The 21,976-nt window shown below is 55.5% G+C and carries 17 protein-coding genes; 16 read left to right on the top strand and 1 reads right to left on the bottom strand.

The window, feature by feature from the left end:
* Positions 1-16 precede the first annotated feature (16 nt).
* From ACZF99_RS22040 to ACZF99_RS22020, 5 genes are all read left to right on the top strand, one after another.
* Positions 17-742 (top strand): ABC transporter ATP-binding protein, encoded by a 726-nt coding sequence (locus ACZF99_RS22040; RefSeq protein ID WP_483607111.1) that lies wholly within the window; start codon positions 17-19, stop codon positions 740-742.
* A gap of 88 nt (positions 743-830) precedes the next feature.
* Entirely contained in the window at positions 831-2,333 is a 1,503-nt protein-coding gene (locus ACZF99_RS22035) for a hypothetical protein (protein ID WP_483607110.1), read from the top strand.
* A gap of 16 nt (positions 2,334-2,349) precedes the next feature.
* Complete coding sequence (locus ACZF99_RS22030; RefSeq protein ID WP_483607109.1) at positions 2,350-2,556, top strand: DUF1648 domain-containing protein; 207 nt, start codon at positions 2,350-2,352, stop codon at positions 2,554-2,556.
* Positions 2,553-2,687 carry a hypothetical protein gene (locus ACZF99_RS22025; RefSeq protein WP_483607108.1) on the top strand — a complete coding sequence of 45 codons (135 nt, stop codon included), beginning with the start codon at positions 2,553-2,555 and terminating at the stop codon, positions 2,685-2,687. Before ACZF99_RS22030 ends, ACZF99_RS22025 begins: the two co-directional genes overlap by 4 nt.
* 100 nt (positions 2,688-2,787) lie before the next feature.
* Positions 2,788-3,615 (top strand): DUF6544 family protein, encoded by an 828-nt coding sequence (locus tag ACZF99_RS22020; RefSeq protein ID WP_483607107.1) that lies wholly within the window; start codon positions 2,788-2,790, stop codon positions 3,613-3,615.
* A 3-nt stretch (positions 3,616-3,618) separates the two neighbouring features.
* On the opposite strand, the gene ACZF99_RS22015 is transcribed toward ACZF99_RS22020, so the two are convergent.
* Positions 3,619-3,741, bottom strand: a complete 123-nt coding sequence (locus ACZF99_RS22015; RefSeq protein ID WP_483607106.1) for a hypothetical protein — start codon at positions 3,739-3,741, stop codon at positions 3,619-3,621.
* Positions 3,742-3,821: 80 nt separating this feature from the next.
* On the opposite strand from ACZF99_RS22015, the gene ACZF99_RS22010 reads away from it, so the two are divergent.
* The 11 genes from ACZF99_RS22010 to ACZF99_RS21960 all read left to right on the top strand — a co-directional run bounded on the left by ACZF99_RS22010 (position 3,822) and on the right by ACZF99_RS21960 (position 21,910).
* Positions 3,822-5,501 carry a spore germination protein gene (locus ACZF99_RS22010; RefSeq protein ID WP_483607105.1) on the top strand — a complete coding sequence of 560 codons (1,680 nt, stop codon included), beginning with the start codon at positions 3,822-3,824 and terminating at the stop codon, positions 5,499-5,501.
* A 24-nt stretch (positions 5,502-5,525) separates the two neighbouring features.
* Positions 5,526-6,629, top strand: a complete 1,104-nt coding sequence (locus tag ACZF99_RS22005) for a GerAB/ArcD/ProY family transporter (RefSeq protein ID WP_483607104.1) — start codon at positions 5,526-5,528, stop codon at positions 6,627-6,629.
* A complete protein-coding gene (locus ACZF99_RS22000) occupies positions 6,622-7,812 on the top strand; it encodes a Ger(x)C family spore germination protein (RefSeq protein WP_483607103.1) in 1,191 nt (396 codons plus the stop codon). Before ACZF99_RS22005 ends, ACZF99_RS22000 begins: the two co-directional genes overlap by 8 nt.
* 308 nt (positions 7,813-8,120) lie before the next feature.
* On the top strand, positions 8,121-9,377 hold the full coding sequence (locus tag ACZF99_RS21995) for a GntR family transcriptional regulator (RefSeq protein WP_483607102.1): 1,257 nt from the start codon (positions 8,121-8,123) through the stop codon (positions 9,375-9,377).
* Positions 9,378-9,571: 194 nt separating this feature from the next.
* The gene (locus tag ACZF99_RS21990) at positions 9,572-10,570 is read left to right on the top strand and encodes a carbohydrate ABC transporter permease (RefSeq protein WP_483607101.1); all 999 of its coding nucleotides are present in this window, start codon (positions 9,572-9,574) and stop codon (positions 10,568-10,570) included.
* Positions 10,542-11,465, top strand: coding sequence for a carbohydrate ABC transporter permease (locus ACZF99_RS21985; RefSeq protein WP_483607100.1), 924 nt, complete (start codon positions 10,542-10,544; stop codon positions 11,463-11,465). The genes ACZF99_RS21990 and ACZF99_RS21985 overlap by 29 nt, the downstream gene beginning before the upstream one ends.
* 111 nt (positions 11,466-11,576) lie before the next feature.
* Positions 11,577-13,052 carry an extracellular solute-binding protein gene (locus ACZF99_RS21980; RefSeq protein WP_483607099.1) on the top strand — a complete coding sequence of 492 codons (1,476 nt, stop codon included), beginning with the start codon at positions 11,577-11,579 and terminating at the stop codon, positions 13,050-13,052.
* Between the two features lie 24 nt (positions 13,053-13,076).
* Positions 13,077-16,115 carry an alpha-mannosidase gene (locus tag ACZF99_RS21975; protein ID WP_483607098.1) on the top strand — a complete coding sequence of 1,013 codons (3,039 nt, stop codon included), beginning with the start codon at positions 13,077-13,079 and terminating at the stop codon, positions 16,113-16,115.
* Between the two features lie 94 nt (positions 16,116-16,209).
* Positions 16,210-18,528, top strand: a complete 2,319-nt coding sequence (locus ACZF99_RS21970; protein ID WP_483607097.1) for a hypothetical protein — start codon at positions 16,210-16,212, stop codon at positions 18,526-18,528.
* 54 nt (positions 18,529-18,582) lie between these two features.
* Positions 18,583-20,613: a glutaminase family protein gene (locus tag ACZF99_RS21965; RefSeq protein ID WP_483607096.1), complete on the top strand. Its 2,031-nt coding sequence runs from the start codon at positions 18,583-18,585 to the stop codon at positions 20,611-20,613.
* A gap of 454 nt (positions 20,614-21,067) precedes the next feature.
* Positions 21,068-21,910: an aldo/keto reductase gene (locus ACZF99_RS21960; protein ID WP_483607095.1), complete on the top strand. Its 843-nt coding sequence runs from the start codon at positions 21,068-21,070 to the stop codon at positions 21,908-21,910.
* Positions 21,911-21,976: the final 66 nt, after the last annotated feature.

Here is a 21,976-nt window from a genome sequence, read left to right as displayed (position 1 = left end):
TAGGCGGTGATGTCGTGTGCTCAAAGTAAAGGATGTCCTTTTTCGGTATGACAGACAAGCGGAGCCAATCATCAACAACCTGTCCTTGGAAGTAGCCGCCGGGAGCATTTGCGGCTTGTTAGGACCCAATGGGGCGGGGAAAACGACGACGATTCAATTGATCTTGGGCTTGTTGAGAGCGGACAAAGGCATGATCTCGATTCAGGGGCGGACGTTAGCGGATGATCCTGTCGAGTATAAAAAGGGTGTAGGCTATGTCTCGGACAGTCATTCGATCTATGATAGCTTGACCGGGCAGGAGTTTCTGAATTTCATGGCCGATATGTACGAGGTAAGTGCGGCAAGAAGAGTCGCTGTCTACGAACCGCTTATTGAGGAATTTCAGGTAAAAACGTACTTGAACCGTCCGATCAAAAGCTATTCGCATGGAACGCGGCAGAAGTTCTCGATCATGGCTTCTCTTGTTCATGATCCGCCGCTGTGGATTTTGGATGAGCCGATGACCGGGCTGGATATTGAAGCCTCCTCTGTGTTAAAGCGGCGGATTCGCGAACATCGGGAGAAGGGATGCACGGTAATATTCTCCTCTCATCTTTTGGAGATCTGTGAGCAGCTTTGCGACACCATTGCCATTATTCATCAAGGGGAATGCCGGCACACGGCCGCTGTAAAGAACCGTGCCGAAGGCGAAAAGTCGTTGGAGCAGCTTTATCTGGAGGTGGTGAAACATCAGCACGCTTGACCAAGTCCGGAGGCTGACGAAGGCGATTGTGCTTATCAACTTCAGCTTCCTGCGCTTCCGGCACAGACTGAAAAAGGATCGGCTGAATGTGGATACAATGGTGTTCCTGATGATCGTTACGTCCATCGGTGGATTATTAATGTCCTTCTATACCCGGAGCATCGGTAATCTGTATCGGTATTTTCAGGACATGGGAATGGAACCCCTTTTTGGGGGTGCCGTGTTCTGGATGTTTAATGTTTTTTTGTTACTGGTGGGTTCTTTTTTTATCCTGCATCTGTTTTGTTTCTCAAGAGACAGTATCGGCTTATTTTATTTACCTCTCAGGTCCGAGGTCTTGCTCTTCAGCAAACTGCTGGTGGCGATTCTGCTCGGATATGTGCTTGCCTTCCTATTGCTTGTTCCTCCGTTCATCCTCTATGCGTTGGATCATTTTTCGGCAGGGCTTCTGGCGGCGGCCTTCGTCCTTATTTTGCTCAGTCCGATTATGCCGCTTACCGTTCTGGGCGGGATTGCTTTGTTGGCCTTGAAGTGGTCCGCGGTCTGGAAGAAGAATCCGGGGTGGATGGCGGCGGCCGGCTATCTGTTGCTGCTGGCGTTCACAGGATGGATGACGGGGCGCCTGCTTGGCGGAACAACACCGGAAAACGGTTTGGCACTGCTAAGTCGCCTGGAGGCCCATCATTATGGGCTGATGTTCTTGCTTTACTTTGGTCTGTCGGGGGCTGCTTTATATCTGTTTTGGCACATGGGACGCCGCTTGTTCCCGGATGGTCTGACGTTGTTCGTCCAGGAAGGGCGCACCAAGCCGGCAAAAAATCCGCAGAGAATGTTTGCTAAGCGACACCCGCTCCTCAGTTGCTTTTACAAGGAATGGAGGCTGTTCTTCCGTGAACCGATCTACGTGCTGAACGGGATGTTTGGCGTTGTTCTCCCCCCGTTCCTGCTGCCTTTGGCTTTTCGATTCAGCGCTTCGGGAAGTGAACTTGAAGGGATCAGGAGTATGGTTGTTCAGGAGCGGTTTTCTTTTATGGCGACCGTCCTGGCATTGGCGATTGTGGTCATCACATCCGGATTTAATGTGGTCGCCTCCAGCAGCGTATCAAGAGAGGGCAGTCATTTTTGGTTATGCCGCCTGATTCCGCTTCCTTACGAGAAGCAAATTTTGACTAAGACCGCCTTCGCCACGGTTGCAAGCGGGATCGGACTATTGCTTAACTGCTTTATTTTCATGCTCTATTTCGGTTATCGGCTGCACCAAATCCTGATCATTGGGATCATCGGCTTGTTATTTTGTTTAGCCTGGTCTGCTTTAGGCGTGCTGATCGACGTCCTGCATCCGAAGCTGGACTGGGTGAATCGTTCGGAAGCGGTCAAGCAAAATATCAACGTCATCCTCGCGATTCTGCTGAATGCACTGGTCATCGGGCTCTATTCTCTTTGGTTAAACTTCGCTCTTTCGAACAACTGGAATGAGAAGCTCATCCTGGCCGGCATTGCGGTGTCCGTTTCGCTCCTCTCTGCCGCGGCAATTCAAGGGATGATCATGGTGTGCAGGCGTCAAGAGCGAAATCGAGCCCAAATACCTTAGTCAAGGAGGAAATCAAATGAACAAGCAGACGAAAATATCGATGGGTTTATTATTGGGGACGTTTCTGGTGTTGTGCATCGCCACCTTGTTTCTGCCAAGTCAAATTCCGTTTCACTTTGATTTCGAAGGGGAGGCGGGGTGGTATGGAAGCAAATACTTTATCTTGCTGTTCACTCCTGTTCCGTACTTGATTTACAGACAATTTAGCAGGAAACGAAAATGAGTTCGAACCTGATCGAGCAGGCCCGTCTGTTTAAGGAGGATTTGACCAAAGTTTTGCTTGAGCGGGGATGCGCTTCGATCCAATATCGGTTGCTTACGGAAATTGAGTGCGAGGATGAAGCCAATACGTAACGGCTGGCTGAGTTGTATGAGCAAATATTGTGAGCAGCCACTTTGTTTCACTGATAAATCGTAGAGGAGGCGGCGCATGCATGGGCTTCAGACTTTAGTCATGATTGTCATAGTCGGATCAGGATTACTCATCGCTGCGTTTGTTAAAAATTTCACTTTTCGGCGAAGCGTAAAAAAGGAAACGTCTCTCCTCCTGCAAGTATGCTCTCATGAGCCCGTTATCCAAATCCATGAAGATAGGTTGCAGCAGTTGCCGCCGCCGGTGTTGAGGTGGTTGCGTCTCACTCGTTCATTGGATACAGGGAAGCCGATTCGATCCGTTAGGATTAGGCAGGAAGGGATGCTGCGCACGAAGCCCGAGGGAGGATGGATGCCGTTCAGCGCCAAGCAGTACTCCTTGCTTGACCAGCCATCTTTCATCTGGAAGGCGAGAATTCGGGCGGCCCCGGGGGTTGCGATTTATGGCAGAGACTTGTACCTGAACGGTCGAGCCGATATGCTCATCAAGCTTATGGGCGTGTTTAAAGTGGGGCATGCCCATGGCCGCGAGATTGACCAGGGATCGCTGGTACGCTATCTGGCTGAAATGGTCTGGTATCCCACAGCGGCTTTGTCGCCGTATATTGCTTGGGAAGCGATCGATGACGATATGGCGCGAGCCAATATCTCCTATGGAGGCATCAACGCGTCAGGCACCTTTTATTTTCAAAAAACGGGCGAGCCCGTTCGTTTTGTGGCACAACGATATAAAGAAGCTGGAGGAACCTGCACTTTGGAGGAGTGGGAGGTTCGTATGGGAACCTACAAACCCTTTCAGGGGATACTCATTCCTTCGCAAGGTGAGATTTGCTGGAACCTGCGAACGGGACCGTTTCACTGGTTTCGATTCGAAGTGAAGGAAGCGCAGTTCGCTCTTGCTCCAAAGTGATTTTCAGCGATGGCTACTGGTCAGGTCTTCGATAAATTCGGAATCGAACGGCAAATCATCACCGATTCTCCCGGTTAAGGCCCGGTAAATGATAAATGAAAACAGCCCTTTCGCTTCACGGTTCATGCGAAGCGAAAGGGCTGTTTCGCATCTAATTTCAAATTTTGGGAGAGATTAAAAACAATACATTTTAGGGAATGGTTTTCGTGTGGTCTAAAATTGCAGCTTATACCCCTGACTGGACGACCTTCATGCTGGCGGGGTTCACTTTGCTGATACCTATAGCCGTCTATTTCTTGCACCGCCGGCTTCGCTCGGTCATTACGGATGGACAAAGACATTCCGGCAATAGGAATGGAGGGGCTTCCGCCGATGATCCGCAAGCAACTCGGGAAAACTCCGGCCCGCCCTTGTCCGGCGACTATGAAGCGGATCTTGGAGCCGTGAAACAAGCGATCGGCGGCAATGACGACGTCCATTTTCGGGAGTATGCAATTGCGGAGTTGGGCGCGCGTGCGGCTCTGATTTATATCGACGGCATGCCAGAGAAACAATTGATCGATACCCAGGTCATGCAGGTGCTGATGCCTAACGCCGCCTGCGATGCGGAGCAAGCGGCCAAACGTCCTTCCGCGGAGGAGCTTGCCTCGTACTTGAAGCAAAAAATGCTGCCGGTTACCGAAATGACCGAAGTCTCCGGAACCGCCCATCTCAATGAGGCGATCCTGGCGGGATATACGGCTTTGCTGGTTGAGGGCATGCCGCATGCGCTGCTGGTGGATGCGCCTCACGGGAAAACCAGATCCATTATGGAGCCCGCCTCGGAAGCGCTGCTGCGCGGTCCAAGGCTGGGGTTCACCGAAGTGTTGAGCGAAAATACGTCGATGCTCCGGCGCCAGGGCCGTACGGAACAGCTGGAAATCAAAAAATACGTCGTCGGCAGCACCGTAAAAAAAGACCTGGCGATCGTTTATATGAAAAACATTGTAAATCCTGATTTGCTGCAGGAGGTGGAGAAGCGGATCGCCAAAATCAACCTGGATTATGTCGCCGAATCCGGTTATGTGGAACAACTCATCGAAGACGACATGCTCAGTCCTTTTCAACAGGTGCAAAATACCGAACGGCCGGATCGGGTCATGAGCGCCCTGATGGAAGGGAGAATCGCGCTCCTCCTGGACGGGACGCCGTTTGCGCTGATCGTTCCGGTGACCTTCAGCATGCTGCTGCAATCTCCGGAAGACTATTATGAACGCTGGATGGCCGGTTCGTTATTGCGGATGCTGCGTTTTGTCGCCGCGTTTATGTCCCTGATGATCCCTTCCATGTATATATCATTTATTTCTTTTCATCCCGGGTTGATTCCGACCGAACTGGCCATCACGATTATCGAGGCACGTCAACGGGTTCCGTTTCCGGCGTTTATCGAAATTTTGATTCTGGAAATCTCGATCGAGATTTTGCGGGAAGCGGGGGTCCGGCTGCCCAGGCCGATCGGCTCCGCGATGGGCATCGTCGGCGGCCTGATCATCGGGGAGGCGGCCGTACAGGCAGGCATTGTCAGCACGTTTCTGGTCATTGTCGTTTCGGTAACCGCTATCGCCTCTTTTTCGATCCCGATGTACAGCGCAGGGATTACGTTGCGTATGTTGCGGTTCATAGGGATGTTTTTTGCCGCAGCGCTGGGAATATTCGGAACGATCCTGTTCTTTCTGCTGATTTGCAGCCATCTGACCAAGCTGGAAAGCTTCGGGGTGCCTTATGTCACACCCATCTCGCCGATCCGCATCCGCGACTGGAAGGACTTGTTCGTCCGTGCGCCTCTGACGCTAATGAAACGCAGGCCCGAAATGCTGAAGCCGATTCGCAAACAACGCAGATCCTAAACTGGAAACCCGGGAGGGGCTCAATTGTTTATCCGCACTAACGACAAAATCACCTCAACGCAAGCGGTCATCTTTATAACCGACAGCGTCCTTGGGGCCGGTATTCTGACGCTGCCCCGGGACGTTGCCGAACAAACGCAAACCCCGGATGCCTGGCTGTCCATCTTGCTGGGCGGCGGCGTCGTGATGCTTGCGGTGCTGCTCATGGTCAAATTGAGCCAGCAATTTCCGGAGAGCACGATCTTTGAGTTCTCCTCCAAAATTGCCGGGAAGGTGCCGGGCAGCGTCATGTCTCTGCTGCTGATTTTTTATTTTCTGGTGTTGGCCGGATTTGAGATCCGCGCCTTGGCGGAGGTCAACATCTTTTTTTTGCTGGAGGGCACACCTATATGGGCCGTTATTATTCCATTCATCTGGACGGCAGCCTATTTGACATCCGGAGGCATCAACTGCATTGCCCGCTTGTTTCAAATCATTTTCCCCGTGAGCATCTTGATCCTGCTGCTCAGCCTGGTTTTCAGTATGAGGATGTTTGATATCAACCATTTGCGCCCTTTCCTCGGCGAAGGCTTGCCTCCCGTGTTCAAAGGCTTGAAATCGTCGCTGCTCATCTTTACGGGCAGTGAAGTCGTCCTGTTTTTGGTTGGCCATATGCAGCATCCCAAGCAAGCGGTCAAAGCGATATTGGCCGGAATAAGCATTCCGTTTATGCTGTATTTTTGCACCACCGTGATCGTGATCGGAAGCATGTCGGTCGACGCCGTATTAAGAAGCACCTGGCCGACGCTTGATCTTTTGCGAAGCTTTGAAGTCACCGGTTTATTTTTTGAGCGTTTGGAGTTTCCGTTTTTGGTGATCTGGATGATGCAGATGTTTTGCAATTTCACCATCTATTTTTTTACCACGACCTTGGGCGTATCGAAGATTTTTCGCATCAAATTTCCTGCCGCGCTATTTGCGTTAATGCCGGTGGTTTTTATCGTTGCCCTGATCCCCAAAACCATGAACGACGTATTTGCGCTTGGCGGCGCCGTCGGAAACATCGGCGTTTTTTTGTTCATCTTGGTGACGGTGCCGTTATCCGTCATTTATCTCATTCGGAAGAAAGGACTCAAACAGCATGCGTAGACACCGTATTTTGCTCCTGTTCTTTGCTGCCGGATTGCTTGCGGTGCAAACGGGCTGTTGGAGCAGTAAGGAAATCGAAGATTTAAGCATGTATGTCGGATTAGCTTTGGACGAGGGGGAGCCGACGTCCGTTGAACGGGAGCTGGAGAAACGAGGAGGGGACTATCCCAAACGAAATCTGATTACGGCAACCATCCAGATCGTTCCGATGAGAACGGCAGGCGACAATCAACAATCGGATAAAGGAAAGGCGATCGAATTTCTGAATACGTCGGAAACGGGGGATTCCTTGCTTGAAATCATGCGGCAGTATTCGCTTCGGCGGGAACGGGCGGTCATCGGCCACCATTTGAAGGTACTCATCGTATCCACCGAACTGGCTCGAAAGCAAAGTATCGATAAACTGACGGATTTCGTGCTTCGCGATAACGATATACGCCCCAGTTGCATCCTGCTTTTGAGCAGAGGGCCAGCGCGGAACACGCTGGAAACGGCGCATCCTGGAGAAACCCCAGCCTTCAGGCTGAGGGACATGCTCCGCGGCCGCTTTAGAACCGGCAAAATCATGAAGGAGGTTACTCTGACCGAGCTGGATGAGATGCTGGGCTCCAAGCAGAGCTTTCTCCTGCAGGAGGTTGCCGCTGGCGATAACGAGACGAAATTTTCGGGAGCGGGGATTATCAAGGGGGAAACCGGCAGATGGATCGGTTCGCTGGATCAAACGGACGTGGAGAGCATTGCCTGGATTAAAGGCGATGTCGAAGGCGGGGCCATCAAAAGCTACGATTGGCGAAACGAACCGATCACCTATGAGATTGAAGAAGTAAAAACCAAAATAACCCCCCGGATTCGGGAAGATCGGCTTTCGTTTCATGTAAACATCGAATCGGAAGGGCGGTTGATCGAAAATTGGGATGTCCGGGAAGATCCGTCCAAAACCGAATTTTTGGAGAAGGTAGAGAGGATCTTCGAAAAAAGGCTGAACCAAATGCTCGAGACGGTAATGCATAAAATGCAGACGAAATATAAAGCCGATGTGGCAGGTTTCGGCAATCGGTTGAGCATCGTTCAACCTAAATACTGGAAAAAGGTGAAGGATCATTGGGACGACGTTTTCAGCCAAACGCCAGTCACCTTCGATATCAAGTTTACGATCACGGATTATGGTTCGTCCACTAAGTAATCCGCCGGATAGAAATATCCGGCCCCGGACGGTCCGGCGATGATCGGGTGATTCTTCAAATCAAGCTCATTCATCTCGTATCCTCGAATTTAGGGCCATCGTTGGATTTGAACTCCCAAATTAAAGCCAGGCGCTAACTCCCTCCTTTATTGCCCGATTCGTACAAGAATAAACGATATAGCCTGTATAATATGTTTAATATATCCAATAATGATTATCAAGCAAGAGCAAGACATGAAATAGATTGACTAAATGCTATAAATGATATAGTGTAAATATATGGAGAGTATGAAGATAGGAGAAGTCTTATGCAAAACGAACGAAAACCGTTATATATGCAGATTCAACAGTACTTCAAGGATATGATCCTCCAGGGCAGGTTGCGGGAGAACGATAAGATTCCCTCGGAAAAAGAGTTGATGGAACAGTTCGACGTCAGCCGGATTACGGTAGCCAACGCGCTGATGCAACTGGCGAAGGACGGTTGGATCTACCGGATCCCCGGGAGGGGCAGCTTCGTCAGCGAAGAGATCGGCGAACTGCTGCATCGCCATCATCAAGGCTCGCCGCCGCCGGACGCTGCGTCTTGGACGACGCTTGACGGAAACCCGGGGGGCTTGGCGAACAACGCCGCACCGTATAGCGCCGGTTCTGGCGAGCCTCTGCCGGGAGGCGGCGAATTTGCATCCCAGGCTCCGGGACGTACCACAATCGGGCTGGTGATGCCGATGCTGGTCGATTATTTTGCCATCCGGCTGCTTCAAGGAATCAATAATATTATCGCCGACAGTTCTTACAGCCTCCAGATCGTGTTGACGTACAATTCCATAGATCGGGAGAAGGAAGCGATCAACGACTTGATCCGCAAAGGGGCGGCCGGGTTGATTATTTTCCCGTGCGACGCGGAAACGTACAACGAGGAAATTCTGTCCCTCAAGATGCGCGGCTACCCGTTTGTCCTGATCGACAGGTATTTGCCCGGAGTGGCTACGAACTTGTCGCGCAGCGACGGTTTGATCGGCGGACAGCTCGCCGTCGATTATTTGTGGGGCCTGGGGCACCGCGAGATCGCGATCTGCTCCGATTCGCCGCTGCCCACGATCACGGTGGAAGAACGGATCAACGGATACATGGAGGCGCTCAAGCAGAAGGAAGCGATGATTAATCCGGCGCTGATCTTAACCGACTTCAATGTGGATTACCGCGAAATCGACAAGAAGCATCCGTTGTATCGGTTCATCAAGAACCAGATCGCCACCGCTTATATTACTTTAAACGGGCGACTGGGCCTGCACATTTATTCGATTTGCAAGGAATTGGGACTCAAGGTGCCGGAGGACGTCTCGATCCTCACGTTCGACGATCCTTCGCCGGGGCTGCATGAATGGGGTTACTTCTCGCATATCTCCCAATCGGAGGTGGAGATGGGGGAAGCGGCCGCCCGCATCCTGCTGGACATCTTCCAAAAGCCCGACGCCAAGGAACCGGGATATACCAAAGTGATCCTCGAGCCGAAATTGATCGAAAGCCAATCGACCGGACCGCTCCGAAAACGGACCATGTAGATTGAAACGATCGACAGGACATCCGCTTTGCTTGTAAGCGGGTGTCTTTTTTTGCAAAAAAATAGCGATAAATGATATATCCAATATCTTGACATAAATGACATATAGGAATATAGTTAATATTACAAATGGATTAGCAGTTAACAACCATTGCTTTATCAGTGCACTTCACAGTAAGGAGGGTTGGTTGGACGATGGAAAATGCGGGATTACGGGAGCGGAAAATACCGCTGCAGCGCAGGTTTGGAAGGCACAAAGATGCTTGGATCGCCGCCGTTATCCTAGTACCGATGTTTCTGGTTTGGCTTGTGGTTTCGGGTTTTCCCACGATGTTCGGGTTCGTGTTGGGTTTCTTCGAATGGGTGGGGCTGGCGGATACGCCCAACTTCATCTGGTTCGATAACTTTATCAGCTTCTTTCAAAACCCGGTGTACACGGATGCGTTGTGGAGATCGATTTGGCTGGGCGGACTGGTCACGGTCATTACGCTCGGGGCCGGTTTCTTTGCCGCGCTGCTGATGAACATGCCGCTGTTCGGCAAAGGCTTTTACCGTTCGATTTGGTATATTCCCGCCATTACAGCGACGGTCGCGACAACGCAGGTATTCAACATTTTTCTGGATTCAAACAATGGAGTCATTAACAACTTATTGAAGGCTATGGGCAAGGAACCCATCGTATGGCAGTACTCCGTCGGATGGGGCATCTTCTGGATCGTGGTCTACTCCGTCTGGAAAGGGGTGGGCGGGGCGGCGTTAATTTGGCTGGCCGGTCTGCAATCCGTGGATTTATCCTTGTACGAGGCGGCGGAAATCGACGGTGCGGGGCGATGGAATAAGCTGCGATACGTCACGTTGCCGGGGTTAAAACCGATCGCGACCTATATCGTCATCACGAATCTGATCGCGGCGATCCAGATTTACGAGCAGGTGCTGTTCATCACCAACGGCGGACCTTACGGGCAAACCGAGGTGCTGGTGTTCCGCATTTACCGCGATGGTTTCTGGGACTTTAATTTGGGGATGGCCGGCGCTTCTTCGCTCATTATGGCCTTGATCGTCATCGTCGTGACCGTGCTGTACTATAACTGGTCCACGAAATCCGACAGACAGACGACCATTCCGCTGAAACCCGTCAAACCTGCGAGAAAGGAGGCGCTCCCGCATGCCCAGTCCACTAAGCGCCAAAGTTAGTAAGCAGTTTAAGCCCGTTCATTTGCTGGGACATCTCGTGTTGCTTGGCGTTGGGCTCATCTTGCTGTACCCGTTGATTTTCATGGTGCTTGCCGGTTTTTTTACCAAGACGGAATTCTCCTCGACGGTGCTGGGCATACTCCCGATCCCCAAAGCGCCGACGCTGGAGAACTTCAAGGCGCTGATCGCCGGGTCCGCGGACACGGCAGTGGCCACGTATATGAAAAACTCGCTTATTCGTACGGCCTACAATACGTTTTGGGCGATTTTGACCTCATTTTTGGCCGGATACGTGTTCGCGCGGCTGCGGTTTAAGGGACGGGACACACTCTTTCTGATCCTGCTTGCCACGCAAATGATTCCCGGCACGCTGGCCATTATTCCGACGTACCTTGAATTCGCTCGCTTTCCGTTCGCCGGGGGCAATCACGTATTCACCGGCGGGACCGGAATTCTCAACTCCTGGTGGGTCTACTTGATCGGCGGCCCCAGCATCAACATTATGGGAACGTTTCTCGTGAAGCAGTCGCTGGAGAAGGTGCCGCTGGAAATCGACGAAGCCGCCATTGTGGACGGGGCCGGGACGATTCGGTTGATCTTCCGGATCCTGTTCCCGCTGCAGTTGCCGATCATGGCGTTTATCGCGATCACGACGGCACTGGGGACGTGGAACGATTTTATCACCCCGTTCTTCTATACGACTAACGACAATTTGCAAACGCTTCCGGCCGCCATCACGCGGATTTCTTCCGTTGGAGCCAGCCCCGGCGCAGTGATCAATTATCCAATGATCATTACGTTAAGCCTAGGGATTACGATTCCGGCGCTGCTGATCTTTGCCTTCTTCCAGAAGTACATTGTGCAGGGCTTAGCCAACACGGGCATCAAAGGGTAGGGCAGAAACGGTGCGGGGTTCGTCCGGATCGGAAGGATAAACATCAGTGCTGAAAACTTAACTTGATGAACACTCGGAATGAAAAAAACAGATTTTTGGAGGGGTTCAAGCATGTTGTTGAAAAAAATGCACGTCATGTTTTTATCACTGCTGCTCATTACCTTGTTAGCCGCTTGCGGATCGGGGGGAGGAAATACTGCCGGCGATCATCCGGCCGCCAATGACCCGGGAACCAGCCAGAATCAGCCGTCCGGCAATGACGGGAAGTCGTCGACGGAAGGCGCGACCATTACCGTGCTGAACGAGGGAGCCGTGGCGGTTGGCGTCGGGGTTCTTGGCGATCTGCTGGAGAAGAAGAAGCAGCAGATGATCGCCGATGAGACGTTGGACCCGCGGATCACGGAGGAGGACTTCAATTATACGCCCGGTCAGCCGCTGCAAAAAGCGGGCGTATTCCCGTACTATTATCAATCGATCATGAACGAGCAATTGCAAAGCAAAAACATTACGGTCAAAACCGAAGACTGGGGCTGGGGCGAGCCGCTGATCCAGAAGCAAACGGCGGGATTCCTGGCCAAAAACGTACCCGACATCATCGTCGGGGAAACGCAAATGCCCGGGTTCGCCCAGCAAGGATTGCTTGAGCCGTTCCCGGACGACATGGCGCAGGAAATTCGCGACAATGTAGCGCCGGCCGCCTGGAAGCCGATGGAGTATGACGGCAAGATTTACGGTTTTGCCTCGCAGCCCGGCGTCAGCAGCTTGTTCTGGAACAAGAAGCTGGTGCAGGAGGCAGGTCTTGACCCCGATAAGGCGCCGGCGACCTGGGACGAACTGTTGGTTAACGTGCAGAAGGTAACCGAAGCCGGCGGCGGGAAATTCTACGGCGGCGGGGTATACGCCGGGCCGAATGCCGGCGGGTACTTACGGTATGGTACACTACTAGTAGTCAATGGCGGAGGCTTCGCCGACGATCAAGGCCAGCCTGTCTTCAACTCCGACGCCAACGTGGAAACGGTGCAGTTCCTGAAAGAGCTCAACACGAACCATCCTGCCGGATTGATGGCGAACACGAATGAAGGAACGTATTTCGACGCCTTCAAAAAAGAACAAATCGCTTATCTGATCGACGGGCCGTGGCGCGCGATCGAAAGCTCGCAAATCGGCATCGAGTACGGGATGTCGCAAATTCCGCTGCCCTCGAACGGCAAAGCCGGCAATATCACGATCGGCGCAGCGTTCCATGCGGTGCCGAAGGATGCGAAAAACAAGGAAGCCGCTTTCGAGTACATCCGCACGATGTACAGCGAAGAAGTCCAGCAGCTGATCGCCGACACGGGCGTCCGGTCGCCGGTATTGAAAACGGTCGCCGAGACCGACGCTTATAAGGCCGCGCATCCGGAAATGTACCAGCACTATCTGGCAATGGCCGGCAATGTGCAGGGGTTGCCGACGTTTGCCAAGGAAGATTCGAAGATTTGGCAAATCTTCGGCGAAGCCGTTACCAAAGCGCTGATGACCAAAGAGGACATCAAGACCATTTTGGACGATGCGCAAAAGAGAGCGGAGGCCATTACGAAGAAGTAAACTACATTGAAAGAGTGATGCAGCATGCCTTATGAATCCAATCACATCATGACCCAAAAGGCGAAGCAAAGGCTTGCCAAATTGCAGGAGTACATTTACCGCCCGATCGCCGGGCTTGAGGTGGAAGCTTGGGTGACGAAGGAGCCGGTCCCTTATGCCGAACGGAGGAGCGGCCGGCACGCCCGGCTTCAGCCCGGGGATAAATGGGGAGAGCTGTGGGATTGCGCCTGGTTTCATTTTCAAGGAACCGTACCGGACACGGCCGCCGGCCAAAAAATCGTTCTGCTGATCGACATTAACGGAGAACTGTGCCTTGTGGACGAAGCGGGCTCCCCGCGTCAAGGCTTAACGAATGTGAGCTCCGAGTTCGATTACAGCCTGGGGCGGCCCGGCAAGCGGGTGGTGGACGTCAGCGCCGCCGTCCGGGGCGGGGAGACCATCGATCTCTGGGGAGACGGCGGATGCAATGACTTGTTTGGCCGCTATCGCAGCGGCACGCTGAAGGAAGCGGCAATTGCCGTTTGCCGCGAGGAAGCCCGGCAACTGGCCTACGACCTGGAGGTGTTGATCGAGCTGGCCGAGCAGCTGCCGGATACGAGCGCCAGAAAAGCTCAGGTCCTGCAGTCCGTCTACGAGGCGGCTCATCTGCTGGCGGAGGTCAATGACGAGTCGGTGCGGTTGGCGAAAGCGCGGGTGGCCCGCGAACTGCAGAAAAAAGGCGGCGATTCCGTCCTGACGGTCAGCGCCATCGGGCATGCGCACATCGATTTGGCCTGGCTGTGGCCGATCCGCGAGACGATCCGCAAAGGGGCCCGTACCTTCTCGACGGCGCTGCGGAACATGGAGAAGTATCCGAATTACGTGTTCGGCGCCAGCCAGCCGCAATTGTATCAGTGGATGAAGGAGTATTATCCGCAGCTATATGCCGAAGTGAAGGAACGCATTCGCGAGGGCCGCTGGGAAGCGCAAGGCGCGATGTGGGTCGAACCGGATACGAATATCTCCGGCGGCGAGGCGTTGGTGCGGCAGATCCTGTACGGCAAGCGGTTTTTCCGGGAGGAGTTCGGCAAAGACATGAAGGTGTTATGGCTGCCGGACGTGTTCGGTTATACGGGCAGCTTGCCGCAGTTGCTCAAGAAGTCCGGTGTCGACTATATGATGACGCAGAAGCTCTCATGGAGCACCTACAACACGCATCCGCACCACAGCTTCCTCTGGGAAGGCATCGACGGCACGAAGGTGCTGACGCACCTGCCGCCGGAGGATACCTACAACAGCCCGGCAGCTCCGCGGTCGCTGGCCAAAATCGAGCAGGCCTACCTCGACCGCAACGTTTCGGAGCATGCGCTGATGCTGTTCGGGATCGGCGACGGCGGCGGCGGCCCCGGGGAAGAACACCTGGAGCGGCTCGAACGGGAGCACAACCTGCTGGGATTGCCGCCGGTCGTCCAGGAGCCGTCGATCACCTTCTTCGAGCGGTTGGAGCAGGAGGCTTCCCGTTTCCAAACCTACCGCGGCGAGCTGTATCTCGAGAAGCATCAGGGGACGTTGACCACGCAGGCGCGCAACAAATGGTATAACCGCAAGCTGGAAAAAGCGCTGCGCGAGCTGGAATTCGCCGCTTCGCTGCAGCTCGCGCTCGGGGATAGCCCGGCGGGATACCCGACCGCCCGGCTGGAGGAGATTTGGAAGGAAGTGCTGTTGTACCAATTCCATGATATTTTGCCGGGATCTTCGATCACGCGCGTGTACGACGAGTCGCTGGAACGCTACGCCAAGCTGCTTGGCGATGTCCGGGCGATGACCGCCGAAGCTTACGGGCGTGCGGCCGGGCGCTTCGGCGTTGCCGCCGGCGAGACCGTCCTGTTTAATTCCTTGCCGTGGGACCGGCGGGAATGGGTGGACATCGGCGGCAACTGGCAGTATGTGCATGTGCCGGCAATGGGCTGGCGCGAGCTGAAGCGGGCTTCGGTAGAGACGCTGGTGCCGGAAAGAGTGTTGATCGCCGAGGAGCTCCGGCTGGAGAACGAACGTCTGGAGGTTCGGTTTGCCGAGAACGGCAGCATCGTGTCGTTGTACGACAAAGCCGCCGGACGGGAAGCGATCCGGACGGGGGCGGAGGCTAACGTATTTACGGTCTACCATGACGATGGCGATGCCTGGGACTTTCCGCGCGACTATCGCGACACGATCGCCGGAACGCTGACGCTGGAAAGCCGGCGCGCTTACGTGTCGGGGCCGCAGGCGGTCGTCGAGCAGGTTTACCGCTACGGAGAGTCGACGTTGAAGCAAACGATCCGTCTGCTGCAAGGCGATGGTCTGCTGCGCTTCGATACGGAAGCGGATTGGCGGGAGACGGGGAAAATGCTGCGGGTCGCTTTTCCGGTGTCCGTCGTCAGCGACCAGGTGAACTGTGAAATTCAGTTTGGCGTATTAAAGCGGCCGACAACCCGGAACAACGCGATCGAGTTTGCCCGGGACGAAATCTGCGCCCACCATTATCTCGACCTGTCGCAGCCGGATTACGGGGTGGCGTTGCTGAACGACAGCAAATACGGGCACCGCGCGGAACGCGGCGTGCTGGACCTGAATCTGCTGCGCAGCCCAGGGTATCCGGATCCGCAGGCCGATCGGGCGGAGCACCGCTTCACCTACGCCTTGTATCCGCATGCCGGCGACTTTATCCAGGCGGGCGTGTACCGCAAAGGGTATGAACTAAATATTCCGCTCGCTTCGGCGCAGTCGATCCCTGCGGAAGACCAGGGCGGCGGGGCGGCTGACGGCAGTCCTTTACCCTCGGAGCCCCTCGTATCGCTCGACCATCCGAACGTGATGGTGGAAGCCGTCAAGAAAGCCGAGGACAGCGATCATCTTATCGTGCGGCTGTACGAGACGGCCGGAGCCGGGGCGGATAGCGAGCTTTGCTTCGGGCCGGCTTGCCGGACCATCGAAGAGGCGAACTTGCTGGAGGAACCCATGAGGCTGTTGGCGGAAGATACGGATCGGGTCCGCTTATGTTTTACACCGTTTGAGATCAAAACGATTCGCATACAGTTGACCTAGTGTTGGCCTAGTGTTGTGTTGGCTTGATGTTGGCTTGAAGTGGTCTGGATGTCGGCTTCAATCAAACTTCTAGGTTTTAGGGGAGGGCTTCAGCATGACGGGAAGAGCAAGGGCGGAAGAGCGAACCGGATTTCAGGAAGGCAGCGGTTTTGGCGCTTCTTACGATGTGCAGGCGGATTTTGTGATGGTGTACGGCATCGGCGAATCGATGCCCCGGCGCATCCGCGAATGGGCGGAGCGGGGCTACCATGTGCATCTGATGACCGGGGTGTCCTGGGGCGGTTATCAGGACTATCTGAACGGACATACGGACGGCCGCTCCCATTGGGACGAAGCCCAGAAATATCAGGACGGCGAGACGATTATCCACGGGACCTCGGAGGATATTCCCTATATGGTGCCCACTGTCAGTTATGCCGATTTTCTGGTGGAACGGATTCGTCCGGCTGTCGATGCTGGCGTGGAAGCCATTCATCTGGAGGAACCGGAATTTTGGGTGGAGGGCGGCTACTCCGAAGCGTTCCGGCGCGAGTGGCAAAATTACTACAACGAGCCATGGCAGCCGCCCCATGCCTCGGAGGACGCGCAATACCGCGCCTCCAAGCTGAAGGCCTACCTGTATACGCGCTGTCTGGACCGGATTTGCTCGGCGTTAAAGGAATATTCGCTGGTTAAATACAACCGGCCCCTGCGTTTTTTCGTGCCGACGCACAGCTTGATCAACTACACCCAATGGCGGATCGTCAGTCCGGAATCCCGGCTGCTCGACGTGCCGACGGTTGACGGCTACATCGCCCAAATTTGGACCGGGACGTCGCGCACGGCCAACGTATACGAAGGCAAACGCGCGGAGCGGACGTTCGAGACGGCGTTCCTGGAATACGGGATCATGCAGGAGCTGGTGCGCGGGACGCAGCGCCGCATGTGGTTCCTGCACGATCCGATCGAAGACGATCCGAAGCGGACGTGGGCCGATTACCGCGAGAACTACGTCAAGACGCTGATCGCCTCGCTGCTGCATCCGGCGGTTTCCCGTTATGAGGTGGCCCCCTGGCCCCGGCGGATCTTCGAGGGACGGTATCCGTCCGAGGACGGCAGCGGCAAAGAGGGGATTCCGGCCGAATACGCGACGATGCTGCTGAACGTGATGCATACGTTGGGGAACCTGGAGCAGGAGGAGGTCCGGATGTACGGCAATGCCGCCGTTACCGGCGTGCTCCTGGCCGACTCGGCGATGTTCCAGCGGAAGCGGATCGGGACGGTGACGTCCGGCTTCATGATGAAATACGACGGGACGAACGAGGTGAAGCTGACGGATGATGAGGCGGTGGAGCTGCTGAATTTCTCGGCTTTTTACGGGCTGACGCTGCCGCTCGTCAAGCACGGGCTGCCGGTCCGGCCGGTGCAGCTCGATAACGTTCGGCGGTTCCCCGGATATTTGGACGATTACCGCGTGCTGGTCTTAAGCTATGAATTCATGAAGCCGGAATCGCCGGATTTGCACGGTTCCTTGGCCCAATGGGTGCGGGAAGGCGGGGCGCTCATTTACGTCGGGGACGATAGCGATCCGTATCATGGGGTCCGGGAGTGGTGGAATCAGGGACGGCGGCGCTACGTTTCGCCGCGGGCCCATCTGTTCGAATGTCTCGGGTTACCGTGCGGGGCCGAGGCGGGGACGGTAGAGACGGGAGGCCTCACCCGGGTTGGCGCTGGCCTGGTCGGCTTCTTGCCGATGCGGCCGGAGCGGATCGCGCAGAGCGCGGAAGCGGCGGAACGATTCCGTACCGCGGTACGGGAAGCGATGGAGCTGCTGGGAAGCGAGGAGGGCTCGGCGAATGCGGGCCGCTCCACGCCGCAGGCAGCCCCTCACGCCCTTTCGCGAGAGCCGGTTGCGGCGGCGGACGCGCTCCGCTGGGAACCGCGGAACCATTTCCGCCTTCGCCGCGGTCCGTACGTGATCGCCTCCGTCATGACCGAGTCGGTCAGCGAAACGCCGCTCGAGCTGGAAGGCTTATTCGTCGACCTGCTTGAGGCCGGCTTGCCCGTCAGAGAACGGATCATCGTCCAACCGGGCCGCCAAGCCTTGCTTTATGACTTGGCATACGCCGGGCCCGGCCGCCTTGGTTCCGACACCGGCGTGATCGCCGCCTCCTCGCGGATCGAGGATTTCCGTGAGGATGAACGCGACATCTCGTTTACCGCCAAGGGGCCCCGCCCGCTGCAAGCCGTGGCGCGGATCCGCTGCGAAGCAAGACCCGCAGTGGTGACGGGCGTGGTCGCCCCCGGCAAGGGGGATCGCTTCGCTCCGGCTAGTGCCGCGCCGCTCCCATTCGAATGGGATGCGAAGTCGCGCACCCTGCTGATCCGCTACGAGCATGGAGACGGGGGAACTCGCATCACGGTGACGAAGTAGGTAACGAAGGAATAACGATAGGATCGCGAGATCCGCATGGGAGGCAGATAACCGATGAATACGAAATTACGTCCACCCGCAGTACCTTTGGTAACCATCGATCCTTATTTCAGCGTCTGGTCAATGGCGGATCGTCTGACCGACGACTTCACCCGCCATTGGACCGGCCGTAGGCAGGCGTTCACCGGCCTGATTCGCATCGACGGCGTGACCTGGCGGTTTGCCGGGCGCGTCGAGCCCAATCCAGAGCGCTACTATACGGAGCCGGAGGCGATGAACCAAACCGGACTCGAAGTTACGCCGCTCTCCACCCGCTACCGGTTCGAGGCGGGGGGCGTTGGGCTGGACGTGACTTTCACGAGTCCGCTGCTGCCGGACGATCTGGAGCTGCTATCGCGGCCGGTATCCTATGTCTCTTTTCGCGTGCGATCCCTTGACGGGCAGCCTCACCAGGTGCGGCTCTATGCGGACGCAACCGGGGAGTGGTGCGTGAACGAGACCGACCAGGCGATCGTCTGGCAGCAAGAGGTGCAGGGAGACCTTGCCGTGCTGCAGGTCCGCCATGCCGAGCAGAATCCGCTCCATGCCTCGGGCGACGACCGGCGCATCGATTGGGGCACCTTCATGCTGGCCGTCAAGCAGGCGCCGGACGTGCGGACTTATCTGGATCGGGCACAGGTCCGCAAGCAGTTCGTCCGGGAAGGCGAAATCCGGCCGAGCGAAGGTACGGCGCCGATCGCTCCGCCGCTGCCGGTTCGGGATGCCGAGCTGGTCATGGCTTGCGTGTGGGAGGTCGGAGAAGTAGCCGGAACGGACGAGAAATCCCAATTGATCGTGCTGGCTTATGACGACGTGTACGCCATCGAGTATTTTGGCCGGCCGCTGGAGGCGTATTGGAAAAAGGACGGAAAAACCTTCCCGGCTCTGCTGGATGAAGCGTTCCGGGACCACCGGGACCTTATGGCGCGCTGCGACGCGTTTGATGCGAAGCTGCGCGAAGACGCGAACCGTGCCGGCGGGGAGAAATACGCCGATATCCTGTCCCTGTCGTACCGGCAGGCGATGGCGGCGCATAAACTGGTCCGCGATCCCGACGGGCAGGTGTTGTTCATGTCGAAGGAGTGCTTCAGCAACGGCTGTATGGCCACGGTGGATGTGAGCTACCCGTCGATCCCGATGTTCCTGCTGTACCAGCCCGAGCTGGTTCGCGGCATGATGCGGCCGATCTTCAAATACGCCGCCAGCGACGCCTGGACGTTCGAATTTGCGCCGCATGATGTCGGCCAATACCCGCTCGCCAACGGTCAAGTTTACGGCGATAACAAGTTGGAGGCACAGATGCCGGTGGAGGAATGCGGCAACATGCTTGTTATGGCGGCCGCGGTCACGCAAGCGGACGGGAACATCGACTTCGTGCGGGAGCATCGCGGGTTGCTCGCAAGGTGGGCCGATTACTTAGTGGAGCATGGGCTCGATCCGGAGCATCAGCTGTGCACCGACGATTTTGCCGGGCATTTGGCCCGTAACGCCAACCTGTCGGCGAAAGCGGTCATGGGCGTTGCCAGCTACGGACTGTTATGCGGGATGCTGGGCGAAGAGGAGCAGGCGGAGCGTTATCGCCGGGCCGCTTCGGACATGGCCCGCAAGTGGGAAGGGCTGGCCGCCGATCCGAGCGACGGCAGCCATACCGTGTTGGCCTTCGGTCAGCCGGGTACCTGGAGCTTAAAATACAACCTAGTCTGGGATGGCATCTTCGGGACCGGTTTGTTCGGGGAGGAGATGATCCGCCGCGAGGTCGACTGGTATCTGGAGAAGCAGGAGCGGTACGGGACACCGCTGGACAATCGGGCGGCGTACACGAAGGCCGATTGGTTGGTATGGGCCGGAGCGCTGGCGGAACGTCGCGACGATTTCCGGCGGATCATCGAACCGCTCTGGGATTTCCTGAACGAAACGCGGGACCGCGTACCGTTCACGGATTGGTACGACACGAAGACGTCGGCGCAGATCGGATTCCAGCACCGAACCGTGGTTGGCGGCTTGTTTATCCAGCTATTGAAGGATCGCGGGTTGGGCCGAGCTTAGCTTAACGATCCGACAGTCTTAACGGATAAAGCTCGCCCGTATCACGGTTCGTCCCGTCCGGAAAGCTGACAGATTAATAACTGCAGGAGTGCAGCTATTTTCGCCGATTGTCGGGTTTTTCCTGAAATAGCTGCGAGAATGCAGGTATTCCCAAGGAAAAGGCCGATTTTCTCAAAATCATGAAAAATAACTGCATCTACGCTGCTATTTAGCCGTTTAGATCAGGATGTGAGGAAATAACTGCATCTACGCAGTTATTTCGATGATATCGTGTAATTCAGATTCAGCTCTCCTTGATCTGTACGATAATTCATACACATTGCGCAGAAATCACCGCTTTTGGCGATTTCTGTTCGTTTTTTCGTATACCGTTCTACCGGCCTCTCCCCCTCGATATGAAATTCGGGACGGGATATGATAACCTGAGAGTACCTATCCGAAAGGAGTGTTCATGTTGGGTCAAATTATTCCGGAAATTACGCTGAACGACGGCGTGAAGCTGCCCGTGGTCGGCTTGGGCACCTACGGGCTTCGCGGCAGCGAAGGCGTGCAGTCGATCGTCAACGCCATCCGGTCGGGCTACCGCCTGCTCGATTCCGCGTATAACTATGAGAACGAAGGGACCGTCGGCGAAGCCGTAAGGCGTTCCGCAGTACCGAGAGAAGAGCTCGTCATCGCGTCCAAGCTCCCCGGGCGCTACCACACGTACGACAAAGCGGTGAAGGCGATTCAGGAATCGCTTTATCGGGCGCGGTTGGATTTCTACGATCTGTATCTGATCCATTGGCCCAATCCGATTCAGGGGCATTATGTCGAGGCTTGGCAGGCGTTGATCGACGCGAAAAAATGGGGGCTCGTCCGCTCGATCGGGGTCAGCAATTTCTTGCCCGACCACCTGGACCGGCTGGTTCGGGAAACCGGTGTGGCGCCAAGCGTAAACCAGATTGAGCTGCATCCGTTCTTTAATCAAGCCGAGCTGCGCAAATACCACGAAGCGAACGGAATTGTTACGGAGTCATGGAGCCCGCTGGCCCACGGCAACGACGTCTTGAATCACGAGGCCATCCGGCAAATCGCCGACCATTGCGGGAAGACGGTGTCCCAGATTATTCTGCGCTGGCATTATCAGTTGGGGGCCGTGTCCATCCCGAAATCGGCCTCCGCCGTTCGCCAGTTGGAGAACCTCTCGATCTTCGACTTTACGCTGGACGAAGGAGAAATGGGCCGGATCTCCGGATTAACCCGCCCGGACGGACGGTTAAGAAACCAGGATCCGGCGGTTTACGAGGAATTTTAAAGTAAGGCCTGCCCGGCGAACGGCTTCATGCCGGAATGTTGTACGAGAAGTCGTACAGCACCCCTT

The sequence above is a fragment of the Paenibacillus sp. JL3B1040 genome (assembly GCF_057063165.1).
Note: the sequence above shows the minus strand (reverse complement) of the source record. Positions and strands in the feature narration are given on the sequence as shown.

Excerpts from the sequence above, each read along its gene's own strand:
- ACZF99_RS22020 (WP_483607107.1), top strand. The coding sequence starts at position 2,788 with ATGATTGTCATAGTCGGATCAGGATTACTCATCGCTGCGTTTGTTAAA.
- ACZF99_RS22030 (WP_483607109.1), top strand. The coding sequence starts at position 2,350 with ATGAACAAGCAGACGAAAATATCGATGGGTTTATTATTGGGGACGTTT.
- ACZF99_RS22000 (WP_483607103.1), top strand. The coding sequence starts at position 6,622 with ATGCGTAGACACCGTATTTTGCTCCTGTTCTTTGCTGCCGGATTGCTT.
- ACZF99_RS21995 (WP_483607102.1), top strand. The coding sequence starts at position 8,121 with ATGCAAAACGAACGAAAACCGTTATATATGCAGATTCAACAGTACTTC.
- ACZF99_RS21975 (WP_483607098.1), top strand. The coding sequence starts at position 13,077 with ATGCCTTATGAATCCAATCACATCATGACCCAAAAGGCGAAGCAAAGG.
- ACZF99_RS22015 (WP_483607106.1), bottom strand. The coding sequence starts at position 3,741 with ATGAACCGTGAAGCGAAAGGGCTGTTTTCATTTATCATTTACCGGGCC.
- ACZF99_RS22025 (WP_483607108.1), top strand. The coding sequence starts at position 2,553 with ATGAGTTCGAACCTGATCGAGCAGGCCCGTCTGTTTAAGGAGGATTTG.
- ACZF99_RS21990 (WP_483607101.1), top strand. The coding sequence starts at position 9,572 with ATGGAAAATGCGGGATTACGGGAGCGGAAAATACCGCTGCAGCGCAGG.
- ACZF99_RS21965 (WP_483607096.1), top strand. The coding sequence starts at position 18,583 with ATGAATACGAAATTACGTCCACCCGCAGTACCTTTGGTAACCATCGAT.
- ACZF99_RS21980 (WP_483607099.1), top strand. The coding sequence starts at position 11,577 with ATGTTGTTGAAAAAAATGCACGTCATGTTTTTATCACTGCTGCTCATT.
- ACZF99_RS21985 (WP_483607100.1), top strand. The coding sequence starts at position 10,542 with ATGCCCAGTCCACTAAGCGCCAAAGTTAGTAAGCAGTTTAAGCCCGTT.
- ACZF99_RS21970 (WP_483607097.1), top strand. The coding sequence starts at position 16,210 with ATGACGGGAAGAGCAAGGGCGGAAGAGCGAACCGGATTTCAGGAAGGC.